13 protein-coding genes and 1 pseudogene are annotated in these 17,904 nt (G+C 65.9%); 5 read left to right on the forward strand and 9 right to left on the reverse strand.

The features are described from left to right. Positions 1-2 precede the first annotated feature (2 nt). The 5 genes from AC1DIX_RS18455 to AC1DIX_RS18475 form a co-directional block, all read right to left on the reverse strand. Positions 3-623, reverse strand: coding sequence for a DUF4159 domain-containing protein (locus tag AC1DIX_RS18455; RefSeq protein ID WP_477326321.1), 621 nt, complete (start codon positions 621-623; stop codon positions 3-5). Between the two features lie 5 nt (positions 624-628). Further along, positions 629-1,966 (reverse strand): TldD/PmbA family protein, encoded by a 1,338-nt coding sequence (locus AC1DIX_RS18460; RefSeq protein WP_442124166.1) that lies wholly within the window; start codon positions 1,964-1,966, stop codon positions 629-631. A 12-nt stretch (positions 1,967-1,978) separates the two neighbouring features. Then, positions 1,979-3,616: a TldD/PmbA family protein gene (locus AC1DIX_RS18465; RefSeq protein WP_477326323.1), complete on the reverse strand. Its 1,638-nt coding sequence runs from the start codon at positions 3,614-3,616 to the stop codon at positions 1,979-1,981. A 68-nt stretch (positions 3,617-3,684) separates the two neighbouring features. Then, a complete protein-coding gene (locus AC1DIX_RS18470; protein ID WP_442124164.1) occupies positions 3,685-5,022 on the reverse strand; it encodes a TldD/PmbA family protein in 1,338 nt (445 codons plus the stop codon). A 17-nt stretch (positions 5,023-5,039) separates the two neighbouring features. After that, positions 5,040-6,677, reverse strand: coding sequence for a TldD/PmbA family protein (locus tag AC1DIX_RS18475; protein ID WP_477253689.1), 1,638 nt, complete (start codon positions 6,675-6,677; stop codon positions 5,040-5,042). Between the two features lie 327 nt (positions 6,678-7,004). Here AC1DIX_RS18475 and AC1DIX_RS18480 point away from each other — a divergent pair, with 327 nt between their 5' ends. The 3 genes from AC1DIX_RS18480 to AC1DIX_RS18490 all read left to right on the forward strand — a co-directional run bounded on the left by AC1DIX_RS18480 (position 7,005) and on the right by AC1DIX_RS18490 (position 10,348). After that, positions 7,005-7,781 (forward strand): class I SAM-dependent methyltransferase, encoded by a 777-nt coding sequence (locus AC1DIX_RS18480; RefSeq protein ID WP_477326325.1) that lies wholly within the window; start codon positions 7,005-7,007, stop codon positions 7,779-7,781. A gap of 87 nt (positions 7,782-7,868) precedes the next feature. Then, positions 7,869-9,416 (forward strand): S1C family serine protease, encoded by a 1,548-nt coding sequence (locus tag AC1DIX_RS18485; RefSeq protein ID WP_477326327.1) that lies wholly within the window; start codon positions 7,869-7,871, stop codon positions 9,414-9,416. A 2-nt stretch (positions 9,417-9,418) separates the two neighbouring features. Beyond that, the gene (locus AC1DIX_RS18490) at positions 9,419-10,348 is read left to right on the forward strand and encodes a hypothetical protein (RefSeq protein WP_477326329.1); all 930 of its coding nucleotides are present in this window, start codon (positions 9,419-9,421) and stop codon (positions 10,346-10,348) included. Positions 10,349-10,351: 3 nt separating this feature from the next. Here AC1DIX_RS18490 and AC1DIX_RS18495 read toward each other — a convergent pair whose 3' ends face one another. Further along, complete coding sequence (locus AC1DIX_RS18495; protein ID WP_477326331.1) at positions 10,352-11,968, reverse strand: serine hydrolase; 1,617 nt, start codon at positions 11,966-11,968, stop codon at positions 10,352-10,354. Positions 11,969-12,116: 148 nt separating this feature from the next. Between AC1DIX_RS18495 and AC1DIX_RS18500 the strand changes: the two genes are divergently transcribed. Continuing rightward, a complete protein-coding gene (locus AC1DIX_RS18500) occupies positions 12,117-12,692 on the forward strand; it encodes a TMEM165/GDT1 family protein (protein WP_477326333.1) in 576 nt (191 codons plus the stop codon). On the opposite strand, the gene AC1DIX_RS18505 is transcribed toward AC1DIX_RS18500, so the two are convergent. From AC1DIX_RS18505 to ilvB, 3 genes and pseudogenes are all read right to left on the reverse strand, one after another. Next, positions 12,689-14,353 (reverse strand): CehA/McbA family metallohydrolase, encoded by a 1,665-nt coding sequence (locus tag AC1DIX_RS18505; protein ID WP_477326335.1) that lies wholly within the window; start codon positions 14,351-14,353, stop codon positions 12,689-12,691. The genes AC1DIX_RS18500 and AC1DIX_RS18505 overlap by 4 nt on opposite strands. Before the next feature lie 245 nt (positions 14,354-14,598). Next, a pseudogene (gene ilvA / locus AC1DIX_RS18510) lies at positions 14,599-15,594 on the reverse strand (threonine ammonia-lyase, biosynthetic); the annotation flags it as partial. Further along, a complete protein-coding gene (gene ilvB / locus AC1DIX_RS18515) occupies positions 15,591-17,342 on the reverse strand; it encodes a biosynthetic-type acetolactate synthase large subunit (protein WP_477326337.1) in 1,752 nt (583 codons plus the stop codon). The gene ilvB and the pseudogene ilvA, both read right to left, overlap by 4 nt. A gap of 63 nt (positions 17,343-17,405) precedes the next feature. Here ilvB and AC1DIX_RS18520 point away from each other — a divergent pair, with 63 nt between their 5' ends. Continuing rightward, positions 17,406-17,903, forward strand: a complete 498-nt coding sequence (locus AC1DIX_RS18520) for an Lrp/AsnC family transcriptional regulator (RefSeq protein WP_477326339.1) — start codon at positions 17,406-17,408, stop codon at positions 17,901-17,903. Position 17,904: the final 1 nt, after the last annotated feature.

The following is a 17,904-nucleotide window of genomic DNA, read 5'->3' on the forward strand; positions in this document are numbered from 1 at the left end:
TGCTATGCTCCCAACGCGTATTGAATGATATTGACCGCAAAGCGGGTGTTGTCGACCGCCAGCCAGCGCTTGTTGCGGAAGTCGTAGTCCCACTCGCAGCCGTAGTCCTTGTTCGAATACAGCACGCCGATGCGGCCATTGACCTCGATGGCGCGCAGGTATTCGTGGACCAGGTCGTCGCCCCAGCCGTTCAGTTCCACCGCGGTGTTCGGCGGGCCGTCGAACTTGAAGAAGCTGGAATACAAGCGGTGCGTATTCGGGATCTTCTTCAGGGCCTTCGGGCCGAACATCTTCGCCAGTTCCGCTTCGAAGGACTTGGCGAACAGGCCATCGATGTCGTGGTTGCAGTCGTCCACGAAGACGAAACCGCCTCCCTTCACGTAGCGCTCGAAGTTGCGGCGCTCGGCGGGCGTGAACTGCAGCAGCTTGTGCCCGGCCAGGTAGCAGAACGGCGCCTGCAACATCTTCGGGTCCGACAGGGCGATCACGCGCTCGGCCGGATCCACCCGCAGGGTCGTGTATTCGACCAGCGAGTTGAGCACGTTGCTGGGCATGCGGATGTCCACGTCCCAGTCGCCCGACTCGTACATCAGGCGCGTGAAGTAGAAGTCGTAATTGGCCACGAAACCTAAACCGCGTCGGACAGGGAGCTGAAGTTGAAGTCCCGCAGCCGCATCGGCGGGATCACCATCTGGTACGACACCTCTTCACCGCCGACGATCACCGGCTTGCCCAGCTCCTCGACGTTGTTGAGCATGGCGACCGGGCTTTCGTTGAAGCGGAAGTTCTTGATCGGGTACTTGATCCTGCCATTCTCGACGTAGAAGGTGCCGTCGCGCGTCAGGCCGGTCAGCAGCAGCGATTGCGGATCGACCATGCGGATGTACCAGGTGCGGGTGACCACCACGCCCTTCTTCGTGCTGGCGATCAGCTCCTCGAGCGACTTGCCGCCGCCGGCCATGATCATGTTGCCGGCGCGCGCGGTCGGCGCCTGGCCCTGTTTCTGGGCCCAGTAGCGCGAGTATTCGAGATTGGCGACCTTGCCGTCCTTGATCAGGTCGCGGCGCTGGCGCGCCAGCATCGAGCCGCTGTCCCAGGGGCTGACCGGCACGTCCTGGTCCCAGGGGTCGGACCAGACGTTGACCTGTTCGTCGAACAGCTTTTCGCCCAGGCGGTTGCCGCCGCCCTTCTTCGCCAGGAAGCTGCGGCCCTCGTCGGCCTGGCGCGCACCGAAGCCGCCGAACATGCGGCCCACCAGCTCGGAAGCCGCGGCCGGCTCCAGGATCACGGTGTAGCGGCCCGGCTCCAGCGCCCTGGCGTCGACCGAACGCAGGGCCTTTTCCATGGCGACGTCGACCGCCTCGCGCGCATCGAAGCGTTTGGCGTCGCTGGCCGTTCGGGTCACCCAGCCGGAACCGCGGCCATCCTCGGTGCGCGCGGTGCAGGTGAAGCCGAGGCGGGTGAATTCGCGGTGCCCGAACAGGCCTTTCGAATTGGCGATGGTCTCGATGCCGGTGGTATCGAGGAAGAAGCCGGCGGTGACCAGCTTGTTCTTGCGGCCCGCCAGGATCGCGTGCGAGGCCACCTCGGCGCGGTAGTCCGGATCGATCGCGGCGGTCGGCGCGAAGTATTCGCCGCTCGCCTTGAAGGCCTGCTTGTCCGGCAGCGGCATGTATTCTGGATTCTCGGGCGCCAGGCGCGCGGTGTCCTCGGCGCGGCGCACGGCCTGCTCGAGCGACTTGGCGTCGAATTCGTTGACGGATGCGGTGCCCTGGCGCTTGCCGAAGGCGACGGTGACGGTCAAGCGCTGGTCTTCGTTCAGGCCGGCCGTGGAGACGCTGTTACGCGCGAAGCGGATATTGCCCTGGCGGCTGCCGTTGATGGCGACGCTGCATTCGTCGGCCTTCGAGAAGGACAGCACACGGTCGCAGATGCGCTTGGCCTCATCCTGGTTCAGGTGTTTCATGTCCGTCCCTTCTTATCCGATCTTGCGACCGGTGTTGATCACTTTGACGCCGTTGAAACGGGTCGTCGATGCGCCGTGCGAGACCGCGCTGACCTGGCTCGGCTGGCCCTTTCCGTCGAAGAAGGAGCCGCTCATGCGCCAGTCGCGCTCGTCGCAGATGGCGCTGCAGGCGTTCCAGAATTCCTGGGTGTTCGACTGGTAGGCCACGTCTTCCAGCATGGGGCCGATCTTGCCGTCCTTGATCTCGTAGTAGAGCTGGCCGCCGAACTGGAAGTTGTAGCGCTGCTGGTCGATCGAATAGGAACCGCGGCCGAGGATGTAGATGCCCTTCTTGACGTCCTGGACCATTTCGTCCGGCGTGAGGCGTTCTTTGCCCGGCGCCAGCGAGACGTTCGGCATGCGCTGGAACTGCACCTTGCTCCAGCTGTCGGCGTAGGAGCAGCCGTGCGACTCCTTTTCGCCGATGATGTGGGCCTGGTCGCGCGTGGCCTGGTAGTTCACCAGGATGCCGTCCTTGATGATGTCCCAGCGCTTCGGCTGCACGCCCTCGTCGTCGTAGCCGACCGCGCCCAGCGAGCCCGGCGTGCTCTTGTCGGCGAAGAAGTTGACCTTGTCCGCGCCGAACTTGAATTTGCGGGTCTCCCACTTGTCCAGCGTGCAGAAGCTGGTGCCGGCGTAGTTGGCCTCGTAGCCCAGCACGCGGTCCAGCTCCGTCGGGTGGCCGACCGACTCGTGGATGGTCAGGAACAGGTTTTCCGGCGCGATCACGAGGTCGTACTTGCCCGGCTCGACGCTCTTCGCGCTCAGCTTCTCGCGCGCCTGGCGGCCGGCGTTGCGCGCTTCCTCGACGATGTCGTAGCCGCCCTTGTACAGGGTGGTGACGCCGCCCGCGGCCTGCAGCTTGTGCTCGGGACGCACGTCGAAGTATTCGTAACCCATGCCGACCGGCGGCGCCAGCCCGGCGCGCGAACGGAATTTGCCGGTCGCCTTGTCGACCGCGGTGGCGGTCAGCGGCGCCCACAGGCGGTGGATGTCCTGGTCGATCCAGGAGCCGTCGGTGGAAGCGAAGTACTTCTGCTGGTTCACCTGGAACAGGTTGGCGGTCATGAAGCTGGCGCCGGCGTCCAGGCCGGCCTTGTTGGCGGCGATCAGCATCTCGGCCTTTTCCTTGACCGGCACGGTGCGCCAGTCCTTCCTGATCGGCGTGGCCCAGGCCACCCCGCCCACTCCCTTCACGGGCGCCAGCCGCACCGGCTCAAGCTGCAGCCTGGCGTTGGCCTTCGCGATCGCCACCGCCTGGCGCGCGGCGTTGGCGACGGCGTCCGGATTCATCGCATTGGTGGCGGCGAAACCGTAGGCGCCGTCGGCGATCACGCGCACGCCGACGCCGCTCGACTCGGTATTCGTCACGCTCTGCACCGTCAGGTCGCGGGTATTGATGAACTGGTTCAGGTAGCGCCCGATGCGCACGTCGCAATAGCTGGCGCCGGCGCGGGTGGCCGCGTTCAGGGCGGCGTCGGCAAGCGCCTTCTTGAGGCTGAGGGGCATGCTGCTTTGCAGCTCTTCGGCGGCGATGGCGTTGCCGAAGACGGGGACCAGCATCGCGCCGGCGGTGCCGGCGGCCAGGGTGAGGAAGGTACGGCGTTCCATTGAATCTCCAAAAATACCCGTCATTCCCGCGAAAGCGGGAATGACGTTTTGAGGCCGCAGGCCTTGCTTTACACCGCGTCCGACAACGAAGTGAAGTTGAAATCCCTCACCTTCATCGGCGGAATCGCCATCTGGAACGGCGCTTCGTCGCCGCCGATGATCACCGGCTTGCCGATCTCCTCGATGTTGTTCAGCATGGTCACCGGGCTCTCGTTGAAGCGGAAGTTCTTGATCGGGTACTTGATCTTGCCGTTCTCGATGTAGAAGGTGCCGTCGCGGGTCAGGCCGGTCAGCAGCACGGACTGCGGGTCGACCATGCGGATGTACCAGGTGCGGGTCACCAGGATGCCCTTCTTGGTGCTGGCGATCAGGTCCAGGGTCGACTTGTCGGTGCCGGCCATGATGATGTTGCCCGGCGTCGCGGTCGGCTTCACGCCCTTCTTCTTGGCCCAGTACTGCGAGTAATTCAGGGCGTTGACCTTGCCGTCCTTGATGATGTCCATGCGCTCGCGCGCGATCAGGTTCTGGGTGTCCCAGGGCAGCACCGGCACGTCCGGATTCCACGGGTCGGCCCAGATGTTGACCTGGCTGTCGAACAGCTTGTCGCCCAGGCGCGAGGCGCCGCCCTTCTTCGACAGGAAGCTGCGGCCTTCGTCGGTCTGGCGGGCGTCGAAGCCGGACAGCATGAAGCCGATCAGGTCGGAGGTCGCGGCCGGCTCCAGGATCACGGTGTAGCGGCCCGGCTCCAGCGCCTTGGCGTCGACCGAGCGCAGCGCCTTCTCGATCGCCACGTCGGCCGCTTCGCGCGGATCGAAGCGGGCGGCGTCGGTGGCGGTGCGCTTGACCCAGCCCGAACCGCGGCCGTCTTCGGTGCGCACGGTGCAGGTGAAGTCCAGGCCGGTCTCGTCCTGGTGGCCGTAGACGCCGTTCGAGTTGCCGACCGAAGTGAACGAGGTGCTGTCGGTGAAGAAGCCGGCGGCCACCAGTTTATTCTTGCGGCAGGCTTCGATCGCATAGGCGGCGGCCTGGGCGCGGTATTCCGGATCGATGGCGGCGGTCTTCTTGTTGAAGGTCTCGGAGGCGCGGTAGTTCTGCTTGGCCACGGCCGGCATGAATTCCGGATTCTCCGGCGCCAGGCGCGCCAGGTCTTCGGCGCGGCGCACGGCTTTTTCCAGCGACTTGTCGTCGAACTCGTTGATGGTGGCGACGCCCTGGCGCTTGCCGAAGGCGACCTGCACGGCGATATTGGTGTCTTCCGCCAGGCCGGCGGTGGAGACGGCGTTGCGCGCGAAACGGATATTGCCCTGGCGGCTGCCGTTCACGGTGACGCTGCATTCGTCGGCCTTGGACAGCGACAGCACGCGGTCGCAGATGCGTTTGGTTTGTTCCTGGGTCAGGATGGTCATGTGGTGTGCTCCCTGCCTTAGCCGATCTTGCGGGCGGTGTTGATGACGTTGATGCCGTTGAAGCGCGCGGTGCTGGCGCCGTGCGAGACGATGGAGATCTGCGGAGGCTGGCCCTTGCCGTCGAAGAAGGAGCCGCCCATGCGCCAGTCGCGTTCGTCGCACAGCGCGCTGCAGGCATTCCAGAATTCCTGGGTATTCGACTGGTAGGCCACGTCTTCCAGCATCTGGCCGATCTTGCCGTTGTTGATCTCGTAGAACAGCTGGCCGCCGAACTGGAAGTTGTAGCGCTGCTGGTCGATCGAGAACGAACCGTCGCCGACGATGTAGATGCCTTTCTTGATGTCCTTGACCATCTCGTCCGGGCTCAATCTCTTCTTGCCCGCCTGGAGCGAGACGTTCGGCATGCGCTGGAACTGCACATTGCTCCAGCTGTCGGCATACGAGCAGCCGTGCGATTCCTTCTCGCCGATGATGTGGGCCTGGTCGCGCGTGGCCTGGTAGTTCACCAGGATGCCGTCCTTGATGATGTCCCAGCGCTTGCACTTGACGCCTTCGTCGTCGTAGCCGACCGCGCCCAGCGAGCCCGGGGTGACCTTGTCGGCCACGATGTTCACCAGCGGCGAACCGTAGTTGAATTTCTTCGTTTCCCACTTGTCGAGGGTGGCGAAGCTGGTGCCGGCGTAGTTGGCCTCGTAGCCCAGCACGCGGTCGAGTTCCGTCGGGTGGCCGACCGATTCGTGGATCGTCAGCCACAGGTGTTCGGGCGACAGCACCAGGTCGTACTTGCCCGGGGTGACGCTCTTGGCGGTCAGCTTGCGCTTGGCGTCGCGGCCGGCGGCGCGGGCGTCCTCGACGATGTCATAGGATGTCGTGTACAGGGTAGCGACGCCGCCGGCGGCCTTGATCTTGTCTTCCTTGCGCGCGGCCAGGTATTCGTAGCCCATGCCGACCGGCGCCGACAGGCCCTGGCGCGAGCGGAACTTGCCGGTCCCCTTGTCGACCGCGGTGGCGGTCAGCGGCGCCCACATGCGCTGGATGTCCTGGTCGATGTAGGAGCCGTCGGTGGACGCGAAGTACTTCTGCTGGTTCACCTGGAACAGCATCGAGTTCATGAAGGTCGCGCCGCCGTCCATGCCGGCCTTGTTGGCGGCGATCAGCAGTTCGGCCTTCTCCTTGACCGGCACCGTGCGCCAGTCCTTTTGTACCGGCGTCGCCCACGAGACCTCGCCCACGCCCTTCACCGGTGCGAGCTGCACCGGTTCGAGCTGCAGCTTGGCGTTGGCCTTGGCGATCGCCACCGCCTGGCGCGCCGCGCCGGCCACGCCGTCCGGGCTCATGTCGTTGGTGGCGGCGAAGCCATAGGCGCCGTTGCAGACCACGCGCACGCCGATGCCGGCCGACTCGGTGTTGACCACGTTCTCGACGTTCAGGTCGCGGGTGATCACGTACTGGTTGAGGTAGCGGCCGATGCGCACGTCGCAGTAGCTGGCGCCGGCCTTGGTGGCGGCGTTCAGCGCGGTGTCGGCCAGCAGCTTCTTGGCCGCGACCGGCATCGGATTGAGCAGCTCTTCGGCGGCGATCGCGCGGCCGAATACGGGCACCAGCATCGTGCCGAAAGCCAGGCCGCTGATGTTGAGGAAGGTACGGCGTTCCATGACGTCTCCTGAGGTGGACAGTGGTCCGGCGGGCGGACCGCTCTTGTTGTGCTGCGCTTTACTTCTTCTCTTTATCTGCTGAACCATAGCAGCAAGTAAAGTTCTTGAATAGGCAATCTTTATGCCAGGTGCCTGGGTTCCTGCTTGCCAGCGCGGCCAGGGCGGACGGTGTCCGCGCGGGCCGCGTCCGCCCTGTGTCCGGCAGGTGTCCGGTCGGACAGGTTTAATACATACGCAATCTTTACTTGACGACAACTAGGGCCTGCCCGATGATCGGCGGAGGGCACGGCATGGCGCCGCTACCCCACCGACATTGGAGACCGAGACATGAAACGATTCATCCTGGCCGCCGTACTGGCAGGCTTGGCCGGCACGGCGCTGGCCGCCAACCAGACCGACGACGCCCAACTGCGCGCGGCCATCGCCGGCAGCCACCGCTCAAGCGCCAACGTGGCGCGCGACACCTGGCGCCATCCTTACGAAACGCTGACTTTCTTCGGCATCAAGCCAACCATGACGGTGGTCGAATTGCTGCCGGAAGGCGGCTGGTACACCGAGATCCTGGCGCYCTACCTGCGCCAGGACGGCAAGCTGATCGGCGCCGGCCTCATATCCAAGACGCTGCTGGAGTCCAACCCGGCGGTGTATGACAAGGTCGTGCGGGGCGCCTTCAATCCGCCAAAGGCCATCTACAACTTCGCCCCGCCAAACAGCGTCGACATGGTGCTCACCTTCCGCAACGTGCACAACTTCGTCGAGCTGGGCGACGACAAGGTCAAGGAAATGTTCAAGGCGCTGTACACCAGCCTGAAGCCGGGCGGCGTGCTGGGCGTGACCGACCACCGCCTGCCGGAATCCATGCCGCAGGATGCCAAGGCCACGAGCGGCTACATCCATGAGTCGTATGTGATCAGGATGGCCGAAAGCGCCGGCTTCAAGCTGGCGGGGAAATCCGAGATCAACGCCAACCCGAAGGACAAGGCCGACCACAAGGGCGGCGTGTGGGCCCTGCCGCCGACCCTGGCCAACCGCGACGAGGACCGCGCCAAATACCAGGCCATCGGCGAAAGCGACCGCATGACCCTCAAGTTCGTCAAACCGTAAATGTCACGCCGTGGTGAGTATTTGTGAACTTTCACGCTTCGCCACGGTGTATATTCGCTCAGCAATCTTTCCGATTCAAAGAGACGCATGACACTTTTCCGACTCGCTGCCGCCGCAGCGCTTGCCGCCGCCTGTGCGATGGTCCAGATCCAGGTCCAGGCCCAGGACCTCGATGCAAAGGCCGCACCGACCAAATCCGCCATTCCGTCCCGCGTCGAAAACTCGGTCGTCAAGATCTTCTCGACCTTGCGCCGCCCCGACCCGTATAAACCCTGGACCAAGGCCACGCCGCAGGACGTCACCGGCTCGGGCGTGATCATCGAGGGCAAGCGGATTCTCACGAATGCCCACGTGGTCGGCTACGCCAGCCAGGTCGAGATCCAGGCCAGCCAGGACGGCGACAAGGTCGCCGCCACGGTGGTGGCGGTGGCGCGCGGGATGGACCTGGCCCTGCTCAAGCTCGACGACGAATCCTACTTCAACAAGCATCCGGCGCTGCCGCGCGCCAGCGTGCTGCCGGACGTGCGCGAACAGGTGTTCGCCTACGGCTATCCGGTCGGCGGCAACTCGCTGTCGATCACCAAGGGCATCGTCTCGCGCGTCGAATTCGTCCCCTACGGCTTCGGCAACGCCGGCCTGCGGGTGCAGATCGACGCCCCGATCAATCCCGGCAACAGCGGTGGCCCGGTGATCGCCGGCGACAAGATGATCGGCCTGGCCTTCTCCGGCRTGGCCGGCGCCAACAACATCGGCTACGTGATCCCGAACGAGGAGATCGAGCTGTTCCTGAGCGACGTCGCCGACGGCCGCTACGACGGCAAGCCGCTGCTGCTCGACAGCGTGCAGACGCTGGAGAATCCGGTGCTGCGCCAGTACCTCAAGCTCGACAGGTCGGTCGAGGGCGCGGTCGTGCACCGTCCCGCGCGCAGCGACGCCGCCTATCCGCTGAAGGAATGGGACGTCATCACCCGCATCGGCGAGCACCCGGTCGACAACCAGGGCATGGTCAAGCTGGGCCCCAACCTGCGGGTGCGCTTCCAGTACCGCGTCCAGCAGGTGGCGAAGGACGGCAAGGTGCCGCTGACCATCGTCCGCGGCGGCAAGACCATGCAGGTGCAGGTGCCGGTCGGCGGCGCGCGCCAGCTCCTGATCCCGGACCTGGCCGGCGGCTACCCGTCCTACTTCGTGTACGGCCCGATCGTGTTCACGCGCGCCACCGCCGAGTACCTGTCCTTCATCACCGCCAACGCGGCCGCGCTGAACGGCTTCAGTTTCAACGCCAGCCCGCTGGTCACGCGCCGCGGCGATTCGCCCGACGCCCAGCACGAGGAACTGGTGGTGATCAGCTCCCCCTTCTTCCCGCACAAGCTGGTGGCCGGCTACAGCAACCGCATGGGCGCGGTGGTCGAGTCGGTGAACGGCGTGCCGGTGCGCAGCCTGCGCCACCTGGTGGCCCTGCTGCGCGACCTGAAGGACGACATGGTGGTGCTGCGCTTCGACCAGCGCGAGGGCGAGACCATGGTCCTGCCGCGCAAGGAGATGGTGGCCGCCACCGAGGGCATCCTGTCCGACAACGGCATCCGTTCCCAGGGATCGGCCGACATGATGGATATCTGGAACGGCAAGAAGATCTGAGCATGCGAGCGTCCTTCCTGCAGCGGATGGCCTGGCTGGGCCTGGCGCCAGCGACCGGACTGGCGCTGGCGGCATCGCCGCAGGCGGCGGCCGACGCCGCTCCCGGCGTGACGCCGGCGAGGCTGGCGGCGCTGGCCTTCCCGGGCTGGAGCGACAACCCGGCGGGACGGGTCGTGACCGTCAGCCTGCCGCGCCTGCCCGGCATGTCCCGCAAGGCCGGCCACGGCGGCTGGACCGCGGGAACGAACCGGGTAGTCGCCGAACCGCGGCTGCTGCTGCGTACCGATGCCTCGCACCTGACCTTGATTGCCGGCCTGGTGCCGTCGGAAGAAGGCAGCACGCCCGCGGTCAACCATACGACGCCGATGGCGCTGGCCGCCTACCAGTTCGAGCAGAGCGGCGGCCAGTGGAAGGTCGTGGGCCGCCAGGGCGTGTTCGCGCTGCGCGGCTTCTTCGGCGAGGCCAATGTGCGCGCGGTGCCGCTGTCCGGCCAGCGCCAGGGCATCGCAGTGGAATACGGCAGCTGCTGGCAGGGCTATTGCGGCACCTGGATGTCGCTGTACGAACTGGACAAGGGCACGGTGCACCACGAAGCGGTGGTCGAGATGGCRCTGTCGGGCATCAACGTCGACAGTACCGGCGACTGCATGCACCGCCTGCAGCCGCTGATCAAGGCGCACCCGCAGGACACCCACCCGGACGACGACCGCACCCCGCCCGACGGCCACGACTGCTATGCCATCGAAAGCGACTGGAGCATCGAGCCCTCGCGCGAGCAGCCGGGCGACCTCGTGATCCGCTACCAGGGCGCGATCAGCCGCGCCGAATCCCACGCCGCGCCACCCAGCGCCATCGACCAGCGCCAGGTACTGCGCTACAGCGATGGGAAGTATCGGGCGATTTCGGGGTTCAATCCGGTGCCGCCCATTTGATCCTTACTTCTTCACCGGCGTAAAGTTCAAATCCTGGAAGTCATAGCTGAAGTCGGTCTCGGTGGAAATCGGCTGCATCTTCATGCGCTCGATGCTGCCGTCCGGGTTCAGCGCGAAGGTCACGTAGGCATCGGCGTTGAAGTTGCGCTCCTTCCAGCGCACGATGAAGGTGTCGTGCTGGAAGTGCTCCATTTCCCCGCTCAGGTCCGGCGTGCGCGTCAGCGACAGGATCTGTTTTCCGCCGACGTGCTTGATGGTGGCGATGCCGTACCACGGGTCCTGGTAGTCGCCGTCGTAGGCGGTGCGCGGCAGCGACGGCTGGGACTTCGCCGCGCGGGCGGCGCTGTTCTTGGCCAGGCGCGCCTTTTCCTTGGCGTGCATCTCGTCCTCGACGGCGGCGACGGCGCCGATCCAGTCGGTCTTGTCGTCGCGGTCCACGAGGCGGCCCAGCAGCTGCCACTGCAGCGCGTTCAGCGAGCCGCCGCTTTCGGCATTGGTGAGGATGGCGATGCCCAGCTTCTCTTCCGGCACCAGCACCACCTTCGAATAGAAGCCCTGCAGCGCGCCGCTGTGCATTGCCAGCAGCCTGCCGTGGTAGTCGCGCAGCTGGAAGCCGAGGCCGTAGGCCGCGAAGTTCGGCTTGGTACCGGCCAGCTTGGGATTCGGCTCGCTGATGCGCATCGGGGTCTGCGCGGTCCACAGTTCGCGCGCCTGCTTGGCGCTGTACAGGCGTGTTTCCTTGCCGTCGGCGCCGGCGCCCAGCTTGCCCTGCGCCAGCAGCACGTTCATCCAGCGCGCGATGTCTTCGGCGTTGGTGTTGATGCCGACCGCGCCGACCGCGTTCGGTACCGGCATCGCCTTCACGGCGGCGATCTTGTCGTTGATCTTGCTGTGCGCGTTGGCGACGTTCGGGTTGCCTTCGTTCTCGAGCAGGCTGGTGGTCGTGGTGGCCATGCCGACCGGGGTCAGGATGCGCTCGCGGATGGTCTCGCCCCAGCTCTTGCCGGACTTCGCCGCGATGATCTTGCCGGCCACGATGTACAGCAGGTTGTCGTAGGCATAGCTGCTGCGGAAGCTGGTCGCCGGCGGAATGAAGCGCAGCTTGTGGATGATCTCGTCGGTCGAGAAGCCGGTGGTCGGCCACCACAGCAGGTCGCCGGCGCCCAGGCCCAGGCCGCTGCGGTGGGTCAGCAGGTCGCGCACCGTCATCTCGTGGGTGACGTAGGCATCGTACATCTGGAAGTCAGGCAGGTGCTTGGTGACCGGATCGTCCCAGGCCAGCTTGCCCTCGTCGACCAGCATCGCCAGCGCCGCGGCCGTGAAGGCTTTCGAATTCGAGGCCACTTCGAACAGGGTCTTGCCGTCGACTTTTTCCGGGGCGCCCAGCTTGCGCACGCCGAAGCCGCGCGCGGTCAGCACCTGGCCGTCCTTCACGATGGCGATGGCGATGCCCGGCACGTCGAACTGCTTCATGACACGCTCGACGTCGGCGTCGAGGTGGTTCAGCTGGAGCGGCGCCGTGCTGCTGGCGGCGGGCACGGAAGCCGGGACGGTGGCGGGAACTTGCGCCAGGGCGGCGCCGGAGAATGCGATCAGGAGGGCTGCTGCGATGCGGTTCATGGAGTGCACTTGTGGGATTCCTTGGCGTGATGGTCGGAAGCTGAATTCAGGCGCGAGCAGGATAGCACTTCGGAACCCGTCCCGATAGGTAGGCGCCGCCCGCCTCTGCTATGATCGCCCCTTTGCCTTTCCCCGCCCTGTCGCTTCAATGGACGCCTTCCTCGTTTCCACCGGCATCGTCGCCCTCGCCGAAATCGGCGACAAGACCCAGTTGCTGGCCTTCCTGCTGGCCGCGCGCTTCCGCCGTCCGCTGCCCATCGTCTTCGGCATCTTCGCCGCCACCATCGCCAACCACGCCTTTGCCGCCGCGGTCGGCGCGCTGGTCAGCAAGCTGCTCGGTCCCGAAGTGATGCGCTGGGTTCTGGGCCTGGCCTTCATCGGCATGGCGGCATGGATCATGGTCCCGGACGACATCGACGAGAACGAGACGACGCCGGCGCGCTTCGGCGTCTTCCTCACCACCGTGCTGGCCTTCTTCCTGGCCGAGATGGGCGACAAGACCCAGGTGGCGACGGTGGCGCTGGCCGCGCGCTATCCCTCCGCGGTGGCGGTGGTGGCCGGCACCACCCTGGGCATGATGCTGGCGAACGTGCCGGCCGTGTACTTCGGCGACCGCATCGCCGGCCGCGTGCCGCTGAAGCTCGTGCACGGCATCGCGGCCCTGATCTTCGTGGTGCTGGGCCTGGCGACCCTGTTCGGCCTCGGCAAGAACCTGGGCTTCTAGTCGCCCGCCTGGTTGACCCAGACCGGCGCCGACCACAAGACCTTGCCGTCGTCCTGGGTCAGCTTCGCATAGTAGAAGTGCGGCCCCGGCGACGGCGTCAGCGTGACGCTCGCCTGCGCCGCCAGCTGGCTCACGTTGCCGTTCCGGCCCGGCACCCCTTCCATGATCGCCACCGTGGCCGCACGCCGGCCGGCATCGTTCGCGAACTGCACCGACAGCTGGAGCGGTCCGCGGTTGTCGATGCGCTCGCCCATCAGGTGGCCGTTGGCGGTAAATACGATCTGCGATGCCTTGTCCATGGTCGCGAACACGCGCCGCGCCCTGAGGGCGTCGATGAAGCTGTCGCGGGTCAGCGGCACGCCGTTCGGGACCAGCACCGCGGTGCGGTTGGTGTATGAGCTGCCCCAGTTGGCGCAGTGGTTGTCCTGGTTGCTGCTGAAGGCCACGTGGTAGCCCGCTTCCAGCAGCTTGTTGCAGGCCGCCTCGAAATTGCTGCGGCGGGTCTCGCCCTCCTTGTCGTTGGTGGAGAAGGCCGAGGTGTTCATCACTTCGCACAGCGCCATCGCCTCGTCGCCGTCCGCCGTCCAGGCCAGCGGCACGCCGCCGACCTTGAACTGGTCCTTCAGCGCCGGGTGGTTGAACTGGCCGATCCAGCCCTGCTTTCGCATCAGCGTGTACAGCGCGCCGTAGTCGCTGCGGCTGCTGAGCGTGTCGGCCAGCAGCTCCCCCTTGCCGTTCTTTTCCCAGCCCAGCAGCTCGTCGCTGTTGAAGATGTTCAGGTGGCCGCCGTTGCTGATCACGCCCCACTCCATGCCGTACAGGGCCAGGAAGTCCGGATGCTGCTCGTTGAACGCGCGCGCCATCCCGAGGCCGGACTGGTACAGCGCCCTGGCCGCGGCCGGATCGGCATCAAGCTTGGTGCCATCCGAGCCGTCGTACATGTGGTTGTGCTCGGAGACCATCAGCATGTCCAGGCCATGCTCGCGGGCGTAGGGAAAGGCGGTATCCGGACCGAAGGGCGCGGTCTGCGGGTCCTGGGCACCCTTGCAGTTATCGAGGGCGGCGCCGCCGTCGCTGTGGCTGGTCTGGCTGTGCAGGTTGCCGTAATAGACCGTGAACGGCAGCGCACCCGCCGCCGGCGCCGCCTGCAGCACCTTGCGCCGGCCCGGCATGGGAGAAAAAGCCGGCAGCGCGGGCGCCGGCGGGTTGCCGACGGCGATGTCCCAGGACTGCTCGACCGCTTCATCCCCGGCCGTCGCGTGCAGGCGCACCCGGTACACGCCGGGCGCAGGCAGCCCCTTCGCCAATTTACCCTGCCAACGCACCGGCACGTCGACCGGCCGCCCGGTCAGGATCGCCTGCCCCTGCCAGCGCGCCACTTCGCGGCCGTTCGGCGCCATCAACTCGAGGCGCCAGTGCACGCTGCGGCGGCCCTGCAGGCCAGGGTAATCGAAGGACAGGCGGAAGGTGCGTGATTCGGCCCCGCGGGCCTCGCCGCGATAGGGCGCGTCCAGGGTCGCCTCTAATTCCTGGTGCTCGTGCGGCGCCGGTGCAATGCGCTGCGCCGGAGCGGCAGCGGCCGCAAGGTGGAAGAAGCTGGCCGCTGCGAAGACGAGGCAGCGGGACCAGGCCAGGGAAGGGATAAGGGATGAGGTTTTCATGATGCAATTTTTGCAATTGCATCACTCCTTCACCTTGATCCTCGGATCATAACGATATAAAATTGTTATTAACTAATTGACAAAAATAAAGTCAGCTGGAATATCTGGTTTGCAATGCTTTCACGTCATTGCCGCGAAAACGGGCATGAGGGCTCAACAGCCAATAGGCCGTACTTGGTTCTTCGACTGATCCACCAGCTTGTTCTTCGCAATCCACGGCATCATCGGGCGCAGCTTGTTGCCCACCCGTTCGATCCGCGCTCGGCCACGTAGCCCAGGCGGTCGAAGTCGATGTTGGCGCCGCCGGCGACCGCCACCAGGGTCTGGTCCCGGACCGGCGCGCCAGCCAGCGCGGCACGTTCCACATAGGCCTGCAGCCCGGCCACCGCCAGGGCGCCCGCCGGCTCGAGCACGCTGCGCGTCTCCTGGAACACCTCCTTGATGGCCGCGCAGACCTCGTCGGTACCGACCAGGACGATCTCGTCCACGACCTGCCTGGCGATGCGGAAGGTCTCTTCGCCGACGAGCCGGACGGCGGTCCCGTCGGAGAACAGTCCGACTTCCGGCAGCGCGATGCGCTCGCCCGCCGCCAGGCTGCGCGCCATCGCATCGGAATCGACGGTCTGCACGCCGACGATCCTGATGTCCGGCCGGCAGGCCTTGACGTAGGCGCCGATGCCGGCGACCAGCCCGCCGCCGCCGATGGCGACGAAGATCGCATGGATCGGGTCCCGGTGCTGGTGCAGGATTTCCATGCCGACCGTCCCCTGGCCGGCGATCACATCCGGATCATCGAAAGGATGGACGAAGACGAGCCCCTGCTCTTTTTCAAGCGCGGCCGCGTGGTCGTGGGCATCGGTATAGGAGGTCCCGTGCAGGACGATGTCGACGCAGGGACCGCCGCGCCTTGCCACCGCATCGATCTTGATCCTCGGCGTGGTGGTCGGCATCACGATCAGCGCCCGGCAACCCAGCCGGGCCGCCGCCAGCGCCACACCCTGGGCATGATTGCCGGCGGATGCGCAGATCACGCCGCGCCGGCGCTGCGCCGGCGACAGCCTGGCCATCTTGTTGTAGGCGCCGCGCAGCTTGAAGCTGAAGACGCTCTGCATGTCTTCGCGCTTGAGGCAGATACGGTTGCCCAGGCGCTGGGAGAGCGAGGGCAGCATGTCCAGCGGCGTCACGCCCGCGACCTCATACACTTGTGCGCCCAGGATGCGCTTCAGGTAGCCGGCCGTCATCGGCCGCTTTCGTAGGTCCGGTCTTTCGACAGCATGACTTCGTGGTGTCCGCGGCCAGCCGGAATCATGGGGAAGCAGTTCTCGGCCTGTTCGACCACCACGTCGAGCAGGAAAGGACCTTCCGACGACATGCACTCGGTGATCGCGTCGTCGAGCTCGTCCGCCCTGGCGACCCGGCGCGCCTGCCATCCGAAGGCGCGTGCCAGCGCCGGGAAATCCGGCAGGGCCTCCGCATAGCTGTGGCTATAGCGGGCGCCGTGATGCAGTTCCTGCCATTGCCGGACCATGCCCATGCAGCCGTTATTCGACAGCACGACCTTGATCGGACAGCGATGCTGCACGGCGGTGGCGAGTTCCTGGATGTTCATCAGGATCGAGGCGTCGCCGCTCACGCACACGACCGTCTTTTCCGGATGCGCGATCTGGGCGCCGATCGCGGCCGGGATGCCGTAGCCCATCGTCCCCGCGCCGCCCGAGGTCAGCCAGCGCCGCGGCCCATCGAAGGGAAGGTATTGCGCCGCCCACATCTGGTGCTGGCCGACGTCCGTGGAGACGATGGCGTCCCGTCCGTCCAGCGCGCCGGCCAGGGTCTTCATCAATTGCTGGGGGACGATCGTCGGCGACGTGGCGGCAAAGCCGAGACAGTCCACGTCCCGCCATGCCTGGATGCGCTGCCACCACGCGTCCGTGGACGCGACCTCGGCCTGCATGGCGGCGAGCTCGCGCTCCAGGGCCGCCAGGACCGCGTGGCAATCGCCCACCAGACCGACGTCGGCGCGCACGATCTTGCCGATCGATGCCGGATCGATGTCGATGTGGACGATGCGCGCGTCAGGACAGAATTGATCGAGCTTGCCGGTGACCCGGTCGTCGAAGCGCGCCCCCACGCAGACCACCAGGTCGGCCTCGTGCATCGCCAGGTTGGCTTCCAGGGTGCCGTGCATGCCGAGCATGCCCAGCCACCGCGGATCCGATGCCGGAAAGGCGCCGAGTCCCATCAGGGTCAGCGTGCACGGTGCGTTTTTCATGCGCACGAGGTCTGCAAACGTGGCGCAGGCCGCGCTGCCGGAAGCGGTCAAGCCTCCGCCGCCGTAAAAGACGGGACGGCGCGAACCGGCGATCAGCCTGGCCGCCTGTTCCAGCAGCGCACCCGGAATGTCCGGCACCAGGGACTGCGGGACGGACGGCGGGCTTGCGGCCAGCGAGCGCGGCGCGGTCACGGCGACTGGCTGCAGCTGGACATCCTTCGGCACGTCGACCAGCACCGGCCCCGGGCGGCCCCGGGTCGCCTGCCGGACCGCGGCGTCGACCATGTCCACGATCTCGTCCGCGCTGCGGACCTGGGCATTCCATTTGGTGACGGTGCGCGAGATGCCGAGCGCATCGCACTCCTGGAAGGCGTTCGTGCCGATCAGGTTCGTGGCGACCTGGCCGCTGATGCACAGGACCGGCACCGAGTCGCACAGGGCGTCGAGCAGGCCGGAGGTGGTGTTGGCCATGCCGGGTCCCGAGGTGACGAACACGACGCCAAGGCGGCCGGTCGACCTCGCATAGCCCTCGGCGGCATGCACCGCCGCCTGCTCGTGCCTGACGAGCACATGGCGCAGCCGCGGTTCGAGGTACAAGGCATCGTAGAGGGGAAGCACGGCGCCGCCGGGATAGCCGAAAACGGTATCGACGCCGGCGTCGATCAGGCAACGCAGCAGCAGCTGCGCGCCGGTCAGGGTGGGGTCCGAAGGAGTTCTCATCCTTAAATTTTATCGACGCAGCCCCTGAAAGTGCTTCATAATTTCCACCATATTCGAGAAAATATGGAAAAATTTATGGAAACGAGCGGCTACAACGGAAAATCTTTCGAACAGCAGGATCAGGCGATCCTGCGCATCCTTCTCGAGGACTCACGCACGCCGCTGCAGGAGATCGGCAAGGCGGTGGGGCTGTCGACCACCTCCTGCTGGAACCGCATCAAGCGCATGACCGACTCCGGCGCCATCCAGGCTTATACGGTGAAGGTGGACCTGGCGCAGATCGGCTACCAGGACACGGTGATCGTGCAGGTGACCCTGGGCAGTCACAGCCAGGAGACCTTGAATGAGTTTGCGCAGGCGCTGGAGTCCATCCCCGAAGTCCTGGAAGCCTTCCTGATTTCGGGCGACTACGATTACTTCATCCGGATCGCGGTCAAGGACACGCGCGACTATGAAAGGCTGCTGAGGGAGCAGCTGTACAAGATACCGGGTATCCGCCACAGCAAATCGAGCTTCGTGCTGCGGACGCTGAAGAAGGCGGATACCCCGTTGACGCGCTGAG

This window comes from Massilia sp. 05N420 (assembly GCF_056397205.1).

Bases quoted from the DNA above. Each gene is read 5' to 3' on its own strand.
- AC1DIX_RS18470 (WP_442124164.1), bottom strand. From the start codon at position 5,022: ATGACCATCCTGACCCAGGAACAAACCAAACGCATCTGCGACCGCGTG.
- AC1DIX_RS18505 (WP_477326335.1), bottom strand. From the start codon at position 14,353: ATGAAAACCTCATCCCTTATCCCTTCCCTGGCCTGGTCCCGCTGCCTC.
- AC1DIX_RS18465 (WP_477326323.1), bottom strand. From the start codon at position 3,616: ATGGAACGCCGTACCTTCCTCACCCTGGCCGCCGGCACCGCCGGCGCG.
- AC1DIX_RS18495 (WP_477326331.1), bottom strand. From the start codon at position 11,968: ATGAACCGCATCGCAGCAGCCCTCCTGATCGCATTCTCCGGCGCCGCC.
- ilvB (WP_477326337.1), bottom strand. From the start codon at position 17,342: ATGAGAACTCCTTCGGACCCCACCCTGACCGGCGCGCAGCTGCTGCTG.
- AC1DIX_RS18500 (WP_477326333.1), top strand. From the start codon at position 12,117: ATGGACGCCTTCCTCGTTTCCACCGGCATCGTCGCCCTCGCCGAAATC.
- AC1DIX_RS18460 (WP_442124166.1), bottom strand. From the start codon at position 1,966: ATGAAACACCTGAACCAGGATGAGGCCAAGCGCATCTGCGACCGTGTG.
- AC1DIX_RS18520 (WP_477326339.1), top strand. From the start codon at position 17,406: ATGGAAAAATTTATGGAAACGAGCGGCTACAACGGAAAATCTTTCGAA.
- AC1DIX_RS18475 (WP_477253689.1), bottom strand. From the start codon at position 6,677: ATGGAACGCCGTACCTTCCTCAACATCAGCGGCCTGGCTTTCGGCACG.